The organism is Pseudomonas sp. CVAP#3 (genome assembly GCF_018986375.1).
Classification (GTDB): Bacteria; Pseudomonadota; Gammaproteobacteria; order Pseudomonadales; family Pseudomonadaceae; genus Aquipseudomonas; species Aquipseudomonas helvetica.
This window is the reverse complement of record NZ_JAHMSC010000004.1, coordinates 80,879-100,368: the sequence shown is the minus strand read 5'-3', so window position 1 is coordinate 100,368 and position 19,490 is coordinate 80,879. Positions and strand designations below refer to the sequence as shown.

Sequence of the window (19,490 nt, the reverse complement as noted above, 5' to 3'; positions counted from 1 at the left end):
GAACGTATTTCGGTAACCGTTCGGCAAGCACATATTGTCAATTGCAGTGGTTTTGACTTTGCCGCCTGGTACGGGCAGAGTCTGGCGCTACGTGAGGATGGATGCCTCGGTGAGGCTTAAGGAGAATGCCGTGTTTCCGATCAATATTTGGCTTGCCTATACTGCCGCGTGCTTGCTATTGGTTCTCGCACCAGGCCCGGACAATCTGCTGGCCGTAGGCCGAGGACTCAGTCAGGGCAGGGTAGCCGCTATCGTATCGGGTATGGCATCTGGGGCGGGAATTCTATTTCATGTGGCAACCGCTTCGCTGGGACTGACTTTGCTTATGCAGACGTCCGCAGTTGCCTTCTGGGTCGTCAAGCTTATCGGCGCCGGTTATTTACTATGGCTTGGCATAAAAGTCCTACGCTCTCGTAGCCTGATTAGCTTCCAGCCAGCGACTCGGCAATCACTGCCGAGCATTTTCCTCACGGGATTACTCTCGGCAGCACTCAATCCGAAGCCTGGATTTTTCGTCCTTGCGTTTATCCCCCAGTTCGTAGACCCACAACGCGGCTCAGTGAGCGTGCAGATGCTGGTGTACGGCATATGGTTCGCCGCACTTACGGCAGTGGGATTCGCACTTATGGGCGTATTTGCCACTGCACTGTCCCGATTTTTGCGTCAGAGGCCACGGCTGGTAAATGGCCTGAACGTAGGGGCAGGACTCACCTTCGTTGCTTCGGGAGTATCGATAGCGGCGCTCAGCCAAAAATAGGATCCGTGTATTGGCGTCGCGGGGCTAAGATTCCAGCCTCGCTGAGCCTCGGTGATTATGAAAGCTGATGACTTTCAGACCTGGAACCGAATTTACGGCATCGAATACGGCAAGAAAAAGCCATGCCGGCGATGGGTATGCTGCACACCTGGATGATCGTCCAGCGGAATTTAGTGCCCGAAGGTTCAGCTATCAGTAGAGCGCTGGATTACAGCCTGAAACGCTGTGCAGCGCTGTCGCGCTACCTTGATGACGGCGCCGTACCCATTGACAACAACCGGGCAGAAAACCAGATCCGGCCTTGGGCACTAGGGCGCAAGAACTGGCGCTTTGCAGGACCATTGCGTAGCGGCAAACGGGCGCCAGCGATCATGAGTTTGATCCAGTCTGCGCGACTGAATGGCCATGATCCGCATACTTATCTCAAAGATGTGCTGATGCGGCTGCCGACACAACCAGCGAGTGAGATCGGGCATCTGCTGCCGCAACAGAGAGTGGCCGCAGAAATCACGTAAGCCCCCGATGCTTTGAGACTTACAAGGATGACGCAATTAACGGAGTAGTCATAACGATGATTTTGGTTGTTGAAGGTATCAGCGCCAGCGGGAAAACCACTTGGTGCGCTAAGCATGGAGGGCAACATGTCATTCCTGAAAACGGCCGGTTTGAAAACGAGCCGGATCGGATAAAGGATTCAGCCGGAGCAGCAGCTTTTTGGGCAGAGCGAAACGTGGATCGCTGGCAAACGGCGCTGGCCATGGAAGACATTTTTTCGTGGGCTTTGTGTGATAGTGACCCCCTCAAGCTCCACTACATTTGGAGTCTTTGGCAGATCGGCGAGGCGAGCGAACACGACTGGCGAATAGAGTTGGACGCCACAAGAGAAACGATCGCACAAGGACGTATTGGCTTTGCTGACTGTTACATTGTTGGCCGCATAGATCCTCAGCTCGCGCGCGAGCGAGCCAAAGCCGATACCACCCGCCGACGGAGTAGATTCGAGCTACACGTGCGCCTCCAACAAGCCCTGCTGACCTGGTACTCAGCTATGGATGAAGTGCTTCCCGGCAGAGTGCGATTCGGTTTTCCTTCAGAAATGCCAACCTTGAAAAACCTTGATGGAAGATATGCGGTGGCGGCCTTTGATCAAATGATCGCATCGCTCCCACACCCTACTCACACCTCTTAGCGAGACGGAGCCTTATATAGCAGTTGGAAGCGGATCGATGTGAGGGCGAAGTAAAGATGTGTTTGCCATCCGCTTACGTTGCGCATGCCCTTGGGTCCGTTTAGCGGACTTGGCGCATTTGGGTGTGTGCGGCGTACCGATACTCACGCAAAAGCAAAGGTGCGTCGGTGGCTATAAGGCCTGCTTGCTCATCGTTCAGCGACGCTCGGCCACCTCAATAAGAATGAGCGTCAACCACACGCTTCACCGTGTCGAGTGCGACTTGCAGGGCATCCAGTTCCAGCGAGCCGAGCGCAAGCCTGATCGCATGAGGAATAGGGGTAGAAGTCGCAAAGGGTTCCGCAGTCGACACCGAAACGTGCTCGCGCATCAGCGCCATCGCCACCTGGTCCGCGCGAACCTCTTCACCCAACGGCAGCCAGAGAAAATAGGAGGAGGGATGGCCGATGTACTTCAGGTCGGTCAACGTGGCCCTGGCCATGGCCTGTCGCTTTGCGGCGTCCTGACGCTTTTCGCGCTCCAGGCGATTGACCGTGCCGTCGTCGAGCCAGTTACAGGCGATTGAAGTCATCACCCCGGGCGTGTTCCAAATGGTCGCGCGTATGGCTCTCTCGATAGCGGGTACCCAGGCGGAGGGTGCCGCGACAAATCCGACGCGCAACCCGGTGGCGACATTTTTCGAAAGGCCTGTCACGTACACGGTTCTTTCCGGTGCAAGCGCTGCCAAGGGGGGCGGTGCGTCCTCTGCGAGGAACGCATAGGCGGCGTCCTCGATGATCAGCAAGTCATGCTCACGGGCGATGCTCACCAAGCGTTGCCGCCAGCTTTGGCTGGCGACCCACCCCAGTGGATTGTGCAAGGTTGGCATGCTGTAGACGGCGCGGACCTTTCTGCCCTGGCACAGTCGAACCAGGGCATCCAGATCAGGTTCACCGCCGGCAGCAGGGAGGGGGGCCAGTTCTAGGCGCTGGGTATCCGCGAGGACTTTGAAACCGGGATAGGTCAAGGCATCCGTCGCGACGACATCGCCTGGGCGCAGCAGCCCCATGACAGTCACTGCCAGCCCGTGTTGAGCCCCGTTGACGATCAGTACGTGCTCGTCGCCGACGCTCAAGCCTCGGCACTGGAGATGCCGGGCAACTGACGCACGCTCATGCTGTCGCCCGCCATGGGGCTGATAGCGGAGCAATGCCTCCAGATCGCCCGAAGACGCCAGTTGACGCAAGGCTCCACGCAGTAGTTCTGCCTGGCCCGGTAGAGACGGGTAGTTGAAGTTAAGGTCCAGAACACCGGTGGCGACCGCTTGCTGGTCGATGCCTAATCCTGATGGCAACGAGGTCTCCCGGACAAACGTACCTCTCCCGGTTTCGCCGCTGACCAGGCCCATTGTTTCAAGCTCTGCGTAGACACGGGTCGCCGTGGCTAAGGCGAGGCCTTCGTTGGCCGCAAGCTCTCGGTGCGTGGGCAGGCGCGTCCCAGGTGACAGGCGTCCTGCGCGAATGTCGGCAGCGAACGCGTCCACCAACGATTTATACCGCGAGCGAGCCATGGAGATGTATCCATTACAATAATTTGATTGTACTAATTATTCACCATAGCCTGCGCCTGTACAACCGCCTCCTTCTGGCGGATGCCAGCCACATTTGCAGGAAGACCCAGCCATGCATATCGCCATTCTCACCTTCGAAGGCTACAACGAACTCGACTCCCTGATCGCACTCGGCGTGCTTAACTGCATCAAGAAGCCGGGATGGCGCGTGTCGATTGCCAGCCCAGCGGCCCGTGTTCGTTCAATGAACGGAGTGGTGATCGAATCCCAGGCAACGCTTCGCGAGGCGAGCGAAGCCGATGCGGTGATTGTCGGGAGCGGCATGCAGACTCGCGAAGTCGTGGCTGACACCGCCCTTATGGCGCAGTTACAACTTGATCCCTCGAGGCAGCTCCTGGGCGCGCAATGTTCCGGCACGCTGGTGCTGGCCAAGCTTGGCTTGCTGGAGGGTGTACCAGCCTGCACGGACTTGACGACGAAACCGTGGGTCCAGGCGGCTGGCATCGATATCCTCAACCAGCCGTTCTTCGCCAAAGGCAACATCGCCACCGCCGGCGGATGCCTCGCTTCGGTCTATCTTGCGGCCTGGATCATCGCCCGCCTGGAAGGCGTCGAAGCGGCAGAGAGCGCACTGCACTACGTTGCGCCGGTCGGGGAAAAAGAACAGTACGTTGAGCGCGCAATGCGCAATATCGCCGCGTATCTGCCCGATGGGCAGGTTGCTTGAGGCGATTACAGCGAGAATCAAACCGCCGACTCAACTCGGCTTTTGCGCAAGCTGCGTCACCAAAAACTCGATAAACGCCCGGGTCTTCTGCGGAACCCGTCGTGCAGACGAGTAGACCGCGTTGATGGTGATCGGTGGGGCCTGCCATTCGCACAACACGGCGACCAGCCTGCCGGCCGCCAAAGCCTCTTCGACAATGAAGCTCGGCAGCAAGGCGATCCCCATGCCGGCTTCTGCGGCCTGGGCCAGCAGGTCGCCATTGTTGGCATGCAGAGGACCGGTGACGTGTACGCGCTGCGTTTCGTTGCCGTTGCTCAGTTGCAGGCTGACGCCGCTCTGCAGGTAGCCATAATTCAGGCATTGGTGTGCACTCAGGTCCTTTGGCGATTGCGGTGTGCCCGCGCGCTCAAGATAGGCCGGGGAGGCGACCATGATCCGCGGAGCGGGCGCCAACAGTCGGGCCACCAGGGAGGAGTCCGGCAGGCTCGCGATGCGGATGGTCACATCGAAGCCGCCGCGTACCGGGTCGACCTGCTGGTCGCTCAGGACCAGTTGCAGCTCAATGTTCGGATGCTGCTCATGAAACAGCGGAATCAACGGCCCGAGCCGCCGCAGACCGAACGACATCGGCGCGTTGACCCGCAGCACGCCGCGTAGCTCGCCAATGCCGTTACGCGCACGTTGCTCGGCTTCGTCCACGGACGCGATCACTTCACGGGCCGCTTCGTAGTACTCCGCGCCGGCCTCGGTCAGGTGCAGGCTGCGCGTCGTGCGCTGCAGCAACTGCACACCGATGGCCTCTTCCAGCGCCTGAATCTGTTTGCTGACTTTTGAGCGTGGCACATCCATCGCTCGGGCTGCGGCGGCGAAGCCGTTTGCTCCGACGGTGGCGACAAAAGCACGCATGCATTCGATCCGGTCCAAGACTGTCCCTATTTTGGAAATAATGATTATGCATTTTAGGTAATTGTTTCGGTTTTATCCAGAAACTACATTAGGTTCCAAGCCGGTAGCACACCACCTCCAACGAGACCAAGCACCGCGCCTTGCAGCCTGAATAACTCAACCCTCCAGAACAGCGACATCAAAAGGAACACGCCATGTCTATTCGTGAATTGCTCAACCCAACCAACTCCGCTCTGATCCTGATCGACCACCAGCCGCAAATGTCCTTCGGCGTGCAATCGATCGACCGTCAGACCTTGAAGAACAACACCGTTGCACTGGCCAAAGCCGCGAAGATCTTCAACGTGCCGACCATTTTGACGTCGGTCGAAACCGAAAGCTTCAGCGGCTACATCTGGCCGGAATTGCTTAGTGTGTTTCCCGATCATCAGCCCATCGAGCGCACCTCGATGAACTCCTGGGAAGATAAAAAACTGGTAGAAGCGGTGAAGGCCACCGGTCGCAAAAAGCTGATCATGGCCGCGCTCTGGACTGAAGTGTGCTTGAACTTCCCGGCTCTGGAAGCGCTGGCCGAAGGCTACGAGGTGTACATCGTCACCGACGCATCGGGCGGAACGACCAAAGAAGCGCACGACATGTCGGTGCAGCGGATGATCCAGACCGGTGCGGTGCCGGTGACCTGGCAGCAAGTGTTGCTCGAGTACCAACGTGACTGGGCACACAAAGACACTTACGACGCAGTGATGGACCTGGTGCGCGAGCACAGTGGTGCCTACGGCATGGGCGTGGATTACGCTTACACCATGGTGCACAAGGCGCCGCAACGTCAGGTCAAGTAAACCTCGGAAAAATACCGTTGCTCAACGGCGCAGTTCGCTGCGCCGTCACTGCCAGGGGGCATGCTCGGAGAGTCAGTCATGAACATCGAATTGTCGGAAGGCGTGGTCACACTGCTGGTGCGCCATCGGGTCAAAAAGGGTGGGGATGAGGCGTACGAAAACTGGTTGCGTCGTACCATCGCCAAGGCGCGCATGTATCCGGGGCATCTGGGCATTGATGTGATGCGCGGACAGAGTCAGGGGCTGGCGCAGTTCACCAGTGTGCTGCGCTTCGCCACGACCGAACAATTGCAGCATTGGCTCGATTCCGAGGATCGCCGCAAGCTGGTCGAAGAGGCGCAGCCATTGCTCGCCGATGGCGACCAGACCGAGGTCAATGCCGACCGTGAGTTCTGGTTTACCCCGGTCGATGCGGCTGCGCCGCCCCCACCGCGCTGGAAGCAGGCTTGCGTGACCTTTTTGGTCATCCTGCCCCTGAGCTTTCTGGTGCCGATGCTGTTCAAACCGTTGTTTGGCTGGGTGCCCTGGCTGGGCGGCTATGTGCAAGGCAATGTGCTGATCACGGCCAGCATTGTGCTGTTGGTGGTCTACGTGTTCATGCCTCGGGTGACGCGTCTGTTTGGAAAGTGGCTGCAGCCGCGATCCGGTTCCTGAGCGAGGTTCCTGCCGGGTGCAACGCCTCACTGACCGTGCGCAAGTTCTCGTGTTGCGTGACGTTTTCAACGCTAAGCCAGGTACCGCCGGAGCCAATCCAGCGTCCTGCTCCACGCAAGCCTGGCGGCGGCTTCATCGTATCGAGGCGTGGAGTCGTTATGGAAACCATGGTTAGCGCCAGGGTAGATGTAGGCTTCATAAGTCTTGCCGGCAGCTTTCAACGCCTGCTCATAGGCGGGCCATCCTTCATTGGTCCGCGTGTCCAGTTCGGCATAGTGCAGTAGCAGAGGCGCTTGAATACGGATGACCTCTTCAGCCTTCGGCTGACGGCCATAAAAGGACACGGCAGCACCCAATTCTGGATAGGCCACGGCCGCGGCATTGGCGACGCCACCGCCATAACAGAACCCGACGATGCCGACTTTTCCAGTGGTCGAGTCATCCTTCATCAGCCACTCGATGGCGGCGAAGAAGTCATTCATGAGCTTTTCAGGGTCGACAGTCTGCTGCAGTTCCTGACCCTTTTCATCGTTGCCGGGATAACCTCCGACCGATGTCAGACCGTCGGGGGCGAGGGCGATGAATCCCGCCTTGGCCAGCCGCCGGGCGACATCCTCGATGTAGGGATTGAGCCCGCGATTTTCATGCACAACCACCACTGCCGGCACCTTGCCGCTGGCTTTCGCCGGGCGCACCCGATAGCCACGGACTTGCCCGTGTCCCTTGGGTGAGGGATAGGTGATGTATTCGGCGATGATGTCCGGGTCGGTAATGGGCACCTGCTCGGCGAGCGCATAATTGGGGCTCAGCGCGGCGAGGAGTGCGCTGGCCGTTAAACCACCTAACGTGAACAACACCGCCCGATCCAGAAACTCTCGCCTGTTGATCAGGCCGTGGGCGTAGTAGTCGTAGAGTTCCAGCAGTTCAGGGGCAAAATCTTTTGCAGTAAGACGGTTCATCTGTGCGCTCCCTTTGAATCAACCGGGTTGCCACGTGACGGGGGCTGGGCCGATTACTGAGATAAACATCAGCGGTGTGTCACCCTCCATCAAATCAATAGGGCTTACTCACCGCTGGCTAAAAGACTATCGATTGCCGGGCTTTGCTGAAAAGTCGCTTGGAGTGGGCTGCAGTCCACCGCCTGTTGCGTCGCATATCGAGGGTTGCCAGGTCATTAGTGAGCCGCGTAGGTGACTCCCCGGTGACTTAGCACAGCAGCGCTGTTATAGCTTCCCCGTTAACCGTGCCGTGCTCTTGTAGAAGATCCGCGACAGCGGTGACAGCGGGCCAGTAACGACGCACCAGACAGCAGGAGCGGGTGATTGCCTGGGACTCGGCGTCGAGTAGCTTTCGTGCAGGCAGCAAACTTATCAATTCGTAACCCCGGCTCCGGTCCCCCCTGCCGCTGCCCCAGGTGAATTTGTCCGATTTGGTGCGCCTGTAGACGGCTTCGGCCACCGGGCCGGCGAAGCAGTCGAGAAGGTCGCGCTCAATTGAATCGACCATAGAGGGCAGGTATTCAGCAATCCCGGGCGCGTCGAAGGATGGGTGCGGGACCAGGTAATCAGCCTCGACCAACCCCTCTACGTTTTGCAGGTTGCCGCGCAGATCAATCATTGGGCCGGTGCAGGCTTCTGTCCTGGTGCGCACAGTGATGCGCTCGATGTGCTGACCATTCCACCAAAAAGCCAGGGCGTGGCCAGCTTCGTGGACGGCCGTGCAGCGCCGGCACTTATTCATGGTCTGGTCCTCTCCCGTACAGGCGTACGTCGCGTAACAGGTCTATTCCTTCCTTGGTTGTCAGGTAAAAGACTAGGCCTATCAGGACCGAATACGCCACCTATTAGCTGAGTGCTTTATAGGGGGCTAACCTTAACGGAGCGCTGGTGAAAACTGGCCGGTTGAGACCTGATAAGAGATACGAATAAGTCAGAAGCGTACTAGGCTTGCCGTGGGCCACCGTGCTGGTAACGCGATTACCGCTATCCGGATTGCCCGTGTGGACCACGACGATCAATTGATCGAATTGTTGGCCCTGCAGCTTATGTCATTGATTTCGCTCGTCGCTATCGCGCGCCCACGCGGGGTCGGATAGCCGGATGAACACGACCAAAGGTAGCTCACACATGGCAACTGAATCGAAATGCCCGTTCAATCACGCCGCCGCGGGCGGTGGCCCGTCGAACCGCGACTGGTGGCCGAACCAACTCAATCTGAAGGTCCTGCACCAGCACTCGTCCCTGTCCGACCCCATGGACGAGGGCTTCAACTACACCCAAGCGTTCAAAAAACTGGACTTTGCGGCGCTCAAGAAAGACCTGAATGCGCTGATGACCGATTCGCAAGACTGGTGGCCTGCGGACTTCGGTCACTATGGGCCGTTCTTTATTCGCATGGCCTGGCACGCCGCAGGCACCTACCGCACCGGTGACGGGCGTGGTGGTGCCGGCTCCGGCCAGCAACGCTTCGCGCCGCTCAACAGTTGGCCGGATAACGTCAGCCTCGACAAGGCACGCCGACTGCTCTGGCCGATCAAGCAAAAGTATGGTCATAACATCTCCTGGGCCGACCTGATCGTCCTCACCGGCAACGTCGCGCTGGAGTCCATGGGCTTCAAGACCTTTGGTTTTTCCGGAGGCCGTCCGGACGTCTGGGGACCGGATGAGGACGTCTACTGGGGCTCCGAAAAAACCTGGCTGGGGGGCGACGTGCGCTATGGCAAAGATGAGAGCCCTACTGTCCAGGAGCGCAACCTGGAGAAACCGCTCGCTGCGGTGCAAATGGGCCTGATCTACGTGAACCCGGAAGGCCCTGAGGGCAACCCGGACCCGGTCGCTGCCGCGGTGGATATCCGCGAAACCTTCGCTCGCATGGCGATGAATGACGAAGAAACCGTGGCATTGATCGCCGGCGGCCACGCCTTCGGCAAGGCCCACGGCGCCGGGCCTGCAACCCATGTGGGCGCCGACCCCGAAGCCGCTGGTCTGGAACAACAGGGCCTGGGCTGGAAGAGCAGCTTTGGCACCGGCAAAGGTGGCGACACGATCGCCAGCGGCCTGGAAGTGACCTGGACCACTACGCCCACGAAGTGGAGCAACAACTACCTGGAAAACCTGTTCGGTTTCGAGTGGGAACTGACCAAAAGCCCGGCCGGTGCGAACCAGTGGACAGCGAAAAACGGCGCTGGTGCGGGCATCATTCCCGATGCTCACGACCCGTCCAAGCGGCGTAATCCGACCATGCTGACCACGGACCTGTCCCTGCGTTTCGACCCGATCTATGAACCGATTTCACGGCGTTTCCTGGCAAATCCGGATCAGTTGGCCGACGCGTTCGCTCGCGCCTGGTTCAAGCTGATCCACCGCGACATGGGGCCGCTTTCGCGCTACCTCGGTCCGGAAATGCCGAGCGAAGTACTCCTGTGGCAAGACCCCATCCCGGCGGTTGACCATGCCCTGGTCAACGACAGCGACATCGCCTCGCTCAAGAGCAAGCTTCAGTCCTGTGGCCTGACAGTCTCGCAGCTTGTATCAACTGCCTGGGCGGCGGCTTCCACCTTCCGAGGCTCCGACAAACGTGGCGGCGCCAACGGTGGGCGCTTGCGCCTGGCCCCGCAGAAGGACTGGCCGGCCAACCAGCCTGCGAAACTGGCGAACGTGCTGGCGACCCTCGAGAAAATCCAGAGCGAGTTCAACAGCGCGCAGACTGGCGGCAAGAAGATCTCGCTGGCGGACCTGATCGTGCTGGCCGGCAGTGCTGGTGTCGAACAGGCGGCGAAAAATGCCGGTCACACCGTCACGGTGCCTTTCACTCCGGGGCGGATGGACGCGAGCCAAGAGCAGACGGATGTGGAATCCTTCGGGTTTCTCGAACCCATCGCCGATGGCTTCCGCAATTACCTCAAGACCCGATACCGCGTACCGGCCGAGGCGTTACTGATCGACAAGGCGCAACTGCTGACACTCACCGCGCCAGAAATGACGGTGCTCATTGGCGGCCTGCGCGTGTTGAACACCAACGTCGGACAAACCCCGCACGGGGTCTTCACCAAGCGAACTGAAGCGCTGACCAACGACTTCTTCACCAACCTGCTCGACATGGGCGTGGAATGGAAGCCGGTCTCGGATGCCAATGAAGAGTTTGAAGGACGCGATCGCAAAACCGGCGACCTCAAATGGACAGGCACTCGTGTCGATCTCGTCTTCGGCTCAAACTCGCAACTGCGGGCCTTGGCCGAAGTCTATGCAAGCAGCGATGCGCAGGAGAAGTTCGTAAAAGACTTCGTGGCAGCCTGGACCAAGGTGATGAATCTCGACCGTTTCGACCTCAGGTAACGCGAGCGTTGGACCCTGGATCCTGGAGTGGGTCACCTCGACCTGATCGTTCAGGTCGGGGGGCTCCCCAGGGAGGTTGCCAGGAATAGATACGTCATGTTCCATTCGGTGTTTCTAAAAAAACGCAACGCCTCCCTGTTTGGAGGCGTTGGGCTTTTTGCTTGCCCAAAGACGCGGGGCGAGGTGACCGCTCGGCCAGTGGACTTTGATGGATATTCTTGAGCGTCTTTTCTTTACTCCTTGTCGAAGGAGGGTCGGTGGTGAATCGGTAAGCGCTCAGATGTGCGAAAAGTACTGCTTCAGGCCATACACGAGCCCGGCGAACGGCATGTCGAGCGCAGCGTAGACGGCCTCGGCTTCGGGCGCGGCGTTGTCGGCCAGAATCTCAACAGCGACAGTCGAGTAGCCGACGGGGATCACACCGGCCTGCAGCATGCGCGCCACGCCCACGGCGACTTGCGTCTGGGTGAAGCCGCCGGAAGCATCGATCACGGCATAGCTGTTGTAGCCGTCGGCAATGGCCGAGATCGCCGGGAAGGCGAGGCAAACGTCAGTCGAGATACCCGTCACGATCAGGTGCTTGCGGCCGGTCGCCTTGACCGCATCGACGACGCGACGCTCGTCCCAGGCGTTGACGGTGGTGCGCTCGATGCGCTTTACACCCGGCAGCGCTTCGGCGAGTTCGGGGATCAGCGGCCCCCACATCTTCTCGGTTGTCGTGGTGACGATGATCGGCAACTTCAGCGCCAACGCCGCCTTGGCCAGGCCGACAACGTTGTGCTTGAGGGCCAGTGTGTCGATGTCGCGCACGCCGGTGTAAAGGCCGACCTGATGGTCAACCAGCAGCAGGATGGCATTTTCGCGGGTCAGGCGTTCGTTGAGAGGAGGCAAGTTCATGGCAAGGCTCTCCGGGGCAGGTTGAGATGCCTTGACATTATAATCCTGGAACAATCAGGCAAAATGAGAGCCCTCGTCTGCCCGACGGGATGATCAGCCGACGCGATCACGGCATTTCGTCTCTATGTAGCTCGTGTCGACCTTATTCTCCAAGCAGGGACAGGGTCCTGGCGTCTGGCTCACCGGCGAAAAACTGGTCGAGGGCCTGCTGGAACAGGGGCTGTTCGGGCTTGATACTGGCGAATAGCGTGAGACAGGAGCGCAACTTCAAGTCATCGGGGTGGCCGAGGATGGCCAGCGCACTCTTGTCGCGGTGTTGCAGGAGGGTACTGACGCTTTCCTCCAGCCGTGGCCCCAACACATCATGCAGCAGATAGGCCCGGGCTTCGGCAGCACCAGAAATGGCAAAGCGCCGGGCCATCTCGCTATGCCCGAGGCCCTGCAGTTGCGGGAAGATGAACCACATCCAGTGGCTGGTCTTGCGCCCGGCGCGCAACTCTTCCATGACTCGGCTAAAAACCGGGCGCTGGGCCTCGACGAAACGAAGAAGATTGAAGGGATCGTGCATGCTTGTACTCCCTCAATTGGTAAACACTGCAAACGCGCTACTATTTTTTGCACTCCGCCGTCACCACATGGCAGGTACTCGGCGTGCCACCGGATTGGCCGGCATAGCGTTTGCAATTATCCAGGGATTTTTGCCGAGCGATGCCCAAAGTGGAGCCCCAGGCCAAGCCGCCTTCGCCGGCAGAGGGTAGGGCTTTTGCGTAGCAGTTCGAGGCTGTGCTTGAGGTCGAATAGCGGTGTGCGGCAGTTTTGCTTGAGCATCCGGCTGTCAGCGCCAGGTTGATGGCGAGCAGGGAGATCAGGGCCCATGACGAGCATTGACGTGCTGTGATTCCGGTCATGCCGTTTCCCCTGTATCAAGAGTGTGGTCGTGTTCTATTCAGATTAGACAGTGTTGCGCCTGCCCTTGGGCCGGTTCAGCGGACCGAGTGCATTTGGGGGCGTTTTTGCCGGGCTGGCTCTTTTCAGTTCGTGATTGTCCAAAAGAGCCGCGCAAAGAACAACGGCTCGTCAGATATAACGAGCCGCTGTTGAGAACGTTCTTATCGGGGGAAGTTCACGGATGTCGGATCGGCCTCAAAGGTGATCCGCATCAATCACAGCCTTGGCGAACGCCTGCGGAGCCTCCTGCGGCAGGTTGTGGCCGATGCCGCCGCTGATCAGCCGGAACTCGTATTTACCGGTGAAGCGCTTGGCGTAATCCTCGGGGGCAGGGTGCGGCGCGCCGTTGGCATCGCCTTCAAGGGTGATGGTCGGCACGCTGATGGACGGCGCCTTGGCCAGTTTCTGCTCTAGAGCTTCGTATTGGGGCTCGCCTTGAATCAGGCCCAGGCGCCAGCGGTAGTTGAACACGGTGATGTCGACATGGTCGGGGTTGTCCAGTGCCTTGGCGCTGCGATCATAGGTGGCGTCATCGAACGCCCATTTCGGCGAAGCCGTTTGCCATATCAACTTGGCGAAGTCGTGAGTGTTTTTCTCGTACCCGGCGCGACCGCGGTCGGTGGCGAAGTAAAACTGATACCACCACTGCAATTCAGCTTTCGGTGGCAGTGGGTTCTTGCCGGCCGCCTGGTTACCGATCAGATAGCCGCTGACCGAGACCAGCGCTTTGACCCGCTCTGGCCACAGCGCCGAGACGATGTCAGCCGAACGCGCGCCCCAATCATAGCCACCGAGCACGGCTTGCTTGATTTTCAGTGCATCCATGAAGTCGATGACGTCACTTGCCAGCGCGGTCGGTTGGCCATTGCGAAGGGTTTTTTCGGATAGAAAATGCGTATCGCCGTAGCCGCGCGCATACGGCATCAGCACTCGATAGCCCTTTGCTGCAAGCAAGGGTGCGACCTCGTCATAGCTGTGAATGTCGTACGGCCAGCCGTGCAGAAGAATCACCACCGGCCCATTGGCCGGGCCTGTTTCGGCGTATGCCACGTTCAGTAGTCCGGCGTTGACATGCTTCAGCGGGCCGAACGGAGAGGGTGCCGCATGAGCGGTACCGGCATTGATCACGGCTGGCTGTGCGGTTGCGGTCGTTTGCGCGTGGGCCGCGCCGAGAGTGCCGAACAGGCTGAGCGCGAGGACTGACGAGCCGACCAGACGGCGGCGTGTTTTACCGGTTTTGTTGTTCTGCACTGCCATCTTCATGGTGATGTCTCCGTTGCAAGTTGTTGACTGGAGAACCTGGTTGATTCCCTTCAAACCTTGCTTGTATTTGAAGGCGGTGATGTATCGGGTTTGTGTCGAATCGCAGGCCAGATGAAAGCCTGCGTGTCGAGATGTTATTCAGAAACACTGTGATGTACAGCGTATCAGCAGAATTGCTATGGGATGAGCCCCTACATTCGTCATGAGGCGGATCATCCAGGCAGGCCGCTTCCTTGCGAAGATCGACCCAAAGCGGTTCATAACCAGGGCGTGCTTTGGGCCGATGCGCAAGCGCCAGGTTTGGGGCGAGCCATGGTCCTGGTCGCATTAAGTTGAAATGCACGGCGTTGCCCGACAGAATCGCGCCCCGATCCGGCCAAAGATGCTGGATGTTCGTGGTGAAAAGGGGCAGCAGTTGAACGAACAGACATTGTCCATGCGCCTGGAGCGCGTGGCGGGGCATGTGCCAGCAGGTGCACGGCTGGCCGACATCGGCTCGGATCATGGCTACCTGCCGGTGGCGTTGATGCGCCGTGGTGCTATCGCGGCGGCAGTGGCCGGCGAGGTGGCATTGACACCGTTTTGCTCGGCCGAACGCACCGTGCGCGAGAACGGCCTGGACCAGCGGATCAGCGTGCGCCTGGCCAACGGCCTGGCGGCGATCGAGCCGGGAGACGGGATCACGGTGGTCAGTATCTGCGGCATGGGCGGCGAGACGATCCGCGACATCCTCGACGGCGGTAAGGCGCGCCTGAGCGGCCAGGAGCGCCTGATCCTTCAGCCCAATGGCGGCGAGCAGCCACTGCGCCAATGGCTGATGGAAAATGGTTATCGCATCCTCTGTGAGGAAATGCTGCGGGAAAATCGCTTCGACTACGAAATCATCGTCGCCGAGCGCGCCGAACCGGTGATGTACACCGCCGAGGAGCTGTACTTCGGCCCGCTGCAGATGCAGGCACGTAGTCCGGCGTTCCTGGCCAAGTGGCAGCGCGTACTGCGCGAGAAGCACAAGACCCTGAGCAACTTCGCCCGGGCGCGGCAGGCCGTGCCCGAGGAGAAGGTGCAGGACATCGCCCGGCAGGCCCGGTGGATCACCGAACTGCTGGCTTGAACCCGGTCTTGAGATTGTACGAAAAGTTGCCGAGCGGTGATCATGCAAGACAACTTGTCCTGATAGTGGTGAGGCCGGGAGCACAGCGCCACGGCACACACACACACATCACTCAGAAGCGAGCGTGGCATCTCCCTTTGTCAGTTGAGTGCCAACGACCGTCTGGCGACCCACCTTGAACCATGCGGCGTACAGCGCCGGGACGAAGAAGATCGTCAGTAGCGTCGCCACGGTAAGGCCGCCCATGATTGCAATGGCCATCGGTCCCCAGAACACACTTCGGGTGAGCGGGATCATGGCGAGCACGGTGGCCAGCGCCGTCAGCATCACCGGACGGGTCCGGTGAATGGCGGCGTCCAGCACCGCATTCCACGGGTCGCGTCCTTCAGCGATCTCGGTTTGCACCTGGTCGATCAGGATCACCGAGTTGCGCATGATCATGCCACCCAGGGCGATGATGCCCAGGATTGCGACGAAGCCCAGCGGCGACTGGAACACCAACAGCGCCGGCACCACACCGATCAGGCCCAGCGGTGCAGTCAGTATCACCATCCACATGCGGGAAAAGTTCTGCAGTTGCAGCATCAGCAGCAACAGGATGGTGATCAGCATCAGCGGGGCCACGGCGAGCAGCGCCTTGTTGGCCTTGTCACTTTCTTCCACCGCACCGCCCACGTCGATGCGGTAGCCCGTCGGCAGTTTGGCTTCGATGTCCTTGAGCAATGGCTGGATCTCCTGCGTCACCGATACACCTTGCTCGCCATCCTTCACATCGGCACGCACCGTGATCGCCATGTCGCGGTTGCGGCGCCAGAGGACAGGCTCTTCCAACTCAGAACGCACTTGTGCAACTTGCGACAACGGCACCACCGTGCCCTGGCGCGTGTACAGGTTGATGTCTTTCAATGTGTCGAGGTTCAAGCGTTCCTCAGGTACGGCACGGGCCACGATGTCGATCAGGTCCTCGTGCTCACGCAGCTGCGACACCGTTGCGCCGTTCATCACGGTCTGGGTCGCCAGTGACACGTCGGCCGGCGTGAGGCCCAGCGCGCTTGCCTTGTCCTGATCAAGCTGCACGTTCAGCGTGCGAACCGGGTCGTTCCAGTCGAGCTGGAGGTCGCGCACCTTCGGACTGGCCGCGACCACTTTCTCCACATCGCGGGCGATCCGGCGCACCACCTGGGTATCGGGGCCGACGACGCGGAACTGCACCGGGTAACCGACGGGCGGCCCCAGCTCAAGCCGGGTTACACGAACCCACGCCTGTGGGAACTGCTGGTCGGCGGTGGCCATCAGCCGGGTACGTACCCGCTCGCGCGCATCCAGATCCCTGGTCATCACAACGAACTGGGCAAAGCCCGGATTCGGCAGTTCGGGGTTGAGCGAGAGATAGAAGCGCGGTGCGCCGGCGCCGGTGTAGGCGGTGAAGTACTTGACCTCCTCATCCTTCGACAGCTGCGCCTCCATTCGCTTCACCCGCTCGGTGGTCGCCGCGAAGGACGAACCTTCTTTCATGCGCAGGTCGACGACCAGCTCAGGGCGCGAACTGTTGGGGAAGAACTGCTGCGGCACAAACTTCATGCCGGCCAGCGCAAGCGCCAGGGCGCCAAACGTTGCACCGATGACCACCCAGCGGCGCTCGATGGCGGTGTCGATCAGGCCGCGCAGCGTGCGGTAGAACTTCGTGCCGTACGGGTCATTGGCATGCTGGTGCTTGCCAAAATCCTTGGGCAGCATCTTGACCGCCAGGTAGGGTGTGAAGATACCCGAGCAGATCCACGAGAACAGCACCGCGGCACCGACGATCCAGAAAATCCCACCTGCGTACTCGCCGGTGGTGGATTTCGAGAGGCCGATGGGCAAGAAGCCGACGACGGTGATCAGTGCGCCGGTCAGGCGCGGCATGGCGGTGGACTGGTAGGAGAAGGCGGCCGCCTTCACGCGGTCCATGCCGGCCTCCATCTTCACCACCATCATCTCGATAGCGATGATCGCGTCATCGACCAACAGCCCGAGTGCGATGATCAGCGAGCCGAGCGAGATGCGCTCGAGGTTCCAGCCCATCGCCAGCATCACCAACGCCACGCCACCGAGCACCAGCGGCACCGAGGTCGCGACCACAAGGCCTGTGCGCCAGCCGAGACTGGCCAGGCTCACCGCGATCACGATGACCAGCGCTTCCATCAGCGACCGCTCGAAGTCCCAGATCGCATCCTTCACCGTGGAGGGCTGGTCGGCCACGCGCTCCAGTTCCACGCCGTGCGGCAGCTCGGACTGGATCTTGGCGACCGCCGTCTCCATCGCCTTGCCGAGGTCCACAATATTGCCGTCGCTGGTCATCGTGATGCCAAGCATCAGCACCGGCTGGCCATTGTGGCGAACCGTGTAGGTCGGCGGATCCTCAAAGCCACGCGAGACGGTCGCGATGTCGCCGAGCTTGATCAACCGCCCGCCCGCGGTGATGGGCACGTTGCGGATAGCCTCTTCGCTGGCGAACTGGCCGCTCACGCGGACCATGACGCGGTCGCCGTCGGTATCGATCTGGCCGGCGGGCAACAGGGCGTTCTGGCTCTTCAGGCTTTCGGCAATGGCCAGCGGTGTAATGCCCAGCGCTGCCAGGCGCTCGTGCGAGAACTCGACGTAGACACGCTTGGCCTGCTTGCCGATGACATCGATCTTCTTGACCATCGGTACTTTCAGCAGGCTGCGCTTGATGTCCTCGGCCGCGTCTGACAGGTCGGCGTGACCGACGCCGTCGCCCTTGACCGCGTACATCAGGCCATACACGTCGCCATACTCGTCGTTTACGATTGGGCCGATCACGCCGTCAGGCAGCTCACGGCTCAGGTCGTTGAGTTTCTTGCGCGCCTGATACCAGGCCTCGCGCTGGTCGGCTTTGGAGGTGCCGCCGCGCACGGTCAGCGTCATGCCCGCGTAGCCTTGCCGCGCGTAGGTGACCACCTTCTCGAAGTTGTCGATCTGCTCGAATTTCTTCTCCATGCGATTGAGGACCTGGTCCTGCATCTGCTGGGCGGTAGCGCCCGGCCAGATGACGATCGCGGTCATGGAGGGCACGGAAAAGCTCGGATCCTCGAGCTGACCGAGCCGGGTGAAACTGAAGACGCCGGCCACCGCTACGATGATCAGCATGAACAGGACGATGGCGCGGTGACGCAGCGCCCAGTCGGTGAGGTTGAAGTTGTTCATCGGGCGGCCTGCTGCGTGGTATTCGCGTCAACAATTGCCGCGCCGGGAAGCGCGACCTTCAGTCCGGACGTCATTTTCTGGACCCCGGCGGTGACGACCAATACGCCGGCCTGCGGCCCGGAGACGAGCACTTCGTCGTTGCGATAGCCCCAAACGGCCACTCGCTCCAGTTCGACGGTGCCGAGCGGATCCTTGCCCGTGGGCGTGACCACCCACAGCGCCGGCTGGCCGCCGTTTTGCGTCAGTGCCGTGGCGGGTACTGCCGCCACCGAGACATTGGTCATCTTGCGCTCGGCCATTACCGTGGCGGTGGCGCCCAGCGGCAGCGCATTCACCGGCTTGAGCCGCGCGCGATAGGTGCGCGTCTGCGCCGCAGCCTGTGGCGACAATTCGCGCAGCGTGACATCGAAGGTCTCGTTTGGCGCGCTGGCCAGCGAGGCCTTGAAGCGCGCCTCCTTGAAGACCGACAGCTGATCCTCGGGCACATCGACGACGATCTCGGATTCATCCGGATTCGCCACCGAGACAACCGGTTGGCCCTCCGCGACGATTTGCCCCGCCTCAAAGCGCACGGACGTGACGACGCCGCTTCGAGAGGCGCGCAACACGGTGTACTTGAGCCGGTTGCGCGCGAGCTCAAGCTTTCGCGCCTCGGCTTCGGCGTTCGCGTGCGTGGTCTGGGCATTGGTCTGGGCACGCTCGTCGTCGGCGGCACTGACCGAGCCGTCAACCTTCAACGCGCTCAGGCGCTTGCGCTCCGAGTCGGCCTGGTGCGTCTGTTCGACGGCAACCGCCCACTGTTGCTGCGACGCTTCCTCCGCGAGGCGGTAGTCGCTGTCATCCAGCACCGCCAATATGTCGCCTTCGTGCACAAACTGGCCTACATCGACCTTGCGCTGGGCGACCTTGCCGCCGACGCGGAAGGCCTGTTCGACTTCATGCCGCGACTGCACGGTGCCCACGTAGCGACTGGCTTCGCGGGCGTTGTCATAATTGATTTCAACGGTGCGCACCGGGCGTGGTGTTTGCACGGTGGGCTGGTCCGGGCTACACGCGGACAGCATGACGGCGACAGCCAGGGCGCCGGCCGCAGTAAGGGAATTCTTCAA

At 60.4% G+C, this 19,490-nt stretch carries 17 protein-coding genes and 1 pseudogene; 8 read left to right on the top strand and 10 right to left on the bottom strand.

Annotated elements, in window-relative coordinates; genetic code table 11:
• Positions 1–97 precede the first annotated feature (97 nt).
• From KRR23_RS08910 to KRR23_RS08900, 3 genes and pseudogenes are all read left to right on the top strand, one after another.
• On the top strand, positions 98–757 hold the full coding sequence (locus KRR23_RS08910) for a LysE family translocator (RefSeq protein WP_081013800.1): 660 nt from the start codon (positions 98–100) through the stop codon (positions 755–757).
• Positions 758–852: 95 nt separating this feature from the next.
• Positions 853–1,272: pseudogene (locus tag KRR23_RS08905) on the top strand (transposase); the annotation flags it as partial.
• A 56-nt stretch (positions 1,273–1,328) separates the two neighbouring features.
• On the top strand, positions 1,329–1,946 hold the full coding sequence (locus KRR23_RS08900) for a hypothetical protein (protein WP_216742208.1): 618 nt from the start codon (positions 1,329–1,331) through the stop codon (positions 1,944–1,946).
• Positions 1,947–2,160: 214 nt separating this feature from the next.
• Here KRR23_RS08900 and KRR23_RS08895 read toward each other — a convergent pair whose 3' ends face one another.
• Positions 2,161–3,495 (bottom strand): PLP-dependent aminotransferase family protein, encoded by a 1,335-nt coding sequence (locus KRR23_RS08895; RefSeq protein WP_216742207.1) that lies wholly within the window; start codon positions 3,493–3,495, stop codon positions 2,161–2,163.
• Positions 3,496–3,607: 112 nt separating this feature from the next.
• Between KRR23_RS08895 and KRR23_RS08890 the strand changes: the two genes are divergently transcribed.
• Positions 3,608–4,222 carry a DJ-1/PfpI family protein gene (locus KRR23_RS08890; RefSeq protein WP_216742206.1) on the top strand — a complete coding sequence of 205 codons (615 nt, stop codon included), beginning with the start codon at positions 3,608–3,610 and terminating at the stop codon, positions 4,220–4,222.
• Between the two features lie 30 nt (positions 4,223–4,252).
• Here KRR23_RS08890 and KRR23_RS08885 read toward each other — a convergent pair whose 3' ends face one another.
• Positions 4,253–5,146 (bottom strand): LysR family transcriptional regulator, encoded by an 894-nt coding sequence (locus KRR23_RS08885; protein WP_216742205.1) that lies wholly within the window; start codon positions 5,144–5,146, stop codon positions 4,253–4,255.
• 176 nt (positions 5,147–5,322) lie between these two features.
• Between KRR23_RS08885 and KRR23_RS08880 the strand changes: the two genes are divergently transcribed.
• Together KRR23_RS08880 and KRR23_RS08875 are read left to right on the top strand one after the other, a co-directional pair.
• The gene (locus KRR23_RS08880) at positions 5,323–5,967 is read left to right on the top strand and encodes a hydrolase (protein WP_216742204.1); all 645 of its coding nucleotides are present in this window, start codon (positions 5,323–5,325) and stop codon (positions 5,965–5,967) included.
• A gap of 78 nt (positions 5,968–6,045) precedes the next feature.
• A complete protein-coding gene (locus tag KRR23_RS08875; protein WP_216742203.1) occupies positions 6,046–6,621 on the top strand; it encodes an antibiotic biosynthesis monooxygenase in 576 nt (191 codons plus the stop codon).
• A gap of 71 nt (positions 6,622–6,692) precedes the next feature.
• Here KRR23_RS08875 and yghX read toward each other — a convergent pair whose 3' ends face one another.
• Both yghX and KRR23_RS08865 read right to left on the bottom strand, forming a co-directional pair.
• The gene (gene yghX, locus KRR23_RS08870; RefSeq protein WP_216742202.1) at positions 6,693–7,580 is read right to left on the bottom strand and encodes a YghX family hydrolase; all 888 of its coding nucleotides are present in this window, start codon (positions 7,578–7,580) and stop codon (positions 6,693–6,695) included.
• Positions 7,581–7,827: 247 nt separating this feature from the next.
• The gene (locus KRR23_RS08865) at positions 7,828–8,361 is read right to left on the bottom strand and encodes a hypothetical protein (protein ID WP_216742201.1); all 534 of its coding nucleotides are present in this window, start codon (positions 8,359–8,361) and stop codon (positions 7,828–7,830) included.
• Between the two features lie 359 nt (positions 8,362–8,720).
• Here KRR23_RS08865 and katG point away from each other — a divergent pair, with 359 nt between their 5' ends.
• Complete coding sequence (gene katG, locus KRR23_RS08860) at positions 8,721–10,955, top strand: catalase/peroxidase HPI (protein WP_216742200.1); 2,235 nt, start codon at positions 8,721–8,723, stop codon at positions 10,953–10,955.
• A 276-nt stretch (positions 10,956–11,231) separates the two neighbouring features.
• Here katG and KRR23_RS08855 read toward each other — a convergent pair whose 3' ends face one another.
• The 4 genes from KRR23_RS08855 to KRR23_RS08840 all read right to left on the bottom strand — a co-directional run bounded on the left by KRR23_RS08855 (position 11,232) and on the right by KRR23_RS08840 (position 14,063).
• Positions 11,232–11,852 carry an isochorismatase family protein gene (locus KRR23_RS08855; RefSeq protein ID WP_216742199.1) on the bottom strand — a complete coding sequence of 207 codons (621 nt, stop codon included), beginning with the start codon at positions 11,850–11,852 and terminating at the stop codon, positions 11,232–11,234.
• 142 nt (positions 11,853–11,994) lie between these two features.
• Positions 11,995–12,420 carry a DUF1810 domain-containing protein gene (locus KRR23_RS08850; RefSeq protein ID WP_216742198.1) on the bottom strand — a complete coding sequence of 142 codons (426 nt, stop codon included), beginning with the start codon at positions 12,418–12,420 and terminating at the stop codon, positions 11,995–11,997.
• A 40-nt stretch (positions 12,421–12,460) separates the two neighbouring features.
• Complete coding sequence (locus KRR23_RS08845; RefSeq protein WP_216742197.1) at positions 12,461–12,760, bottom strand: DUF4189 domain-containing protein; 300 nt, start codon at positions 12,758–12,760, stop codon at positions 12,461–12,463.
• A 235-nt stretch (positions 12,761–12,995) separates the two neighbouring features.
• Positions 12,996–14,063 (bottom strand): alpha/beta fold hydrolase, encoded by a 1,068-nt coding sequence (locus KRR23_RS08840; RefSeq protein WP_216742196.1) that lies wholly within the window; start codon positions 14,061–14,063, stop codon positions 12,996–12,998.
• Positions 14,064–14,478: 415 nt separating this feature from the next.
• Between KRR23_RS08840 and KRR23_RS08835 the strand changes: the two genes are divergently transcribed.
• Positions 14,479–15,174, top strand: a complete 696-nt coding sequence (locus KRR23_RS08835) for a tRNA (adenine(22)-N(1))-methyltransferase TrmK (RefSeq protein WP_301542409.1) — start codon at positions 14,479–14,481, stop codon at positions 15,172–15,174.
• 108 nt (positions 15,175–15,282) lie between these two features.
• Here KRR23_RS08835 and KRR23_RS08830 read toward each other — a convergent pair whose 3' ends face one another.
• The gene (locus KRR23_RS08830; protein ID WP_216742194.1) at positions 15,283–18,381 is read right to left on the bottom strand and encodes an efflux RND transporter permease subunit; all 3,099 of its coding nucleotides are present in this window, start codon (positions 18,379–18,381) and stop codon (positions 15,283–15,285) included.
• The gene (locus KRR23_RS08825; protein WP_216742193.1) at positions 18,378–19,490 is read right to left on the bottom strand and encodes an efflux RND transporter periplasmic adaptor subunit; all 1,113 of its coding nucleotides are present in this window, start codon (positions 19,488–19,490) and stop codon (positions 18,378–18,380) included. Before KRR23_RS08825 ends, KRR23_RS08830 begins: the two co-directional genes overlap by 4 nt.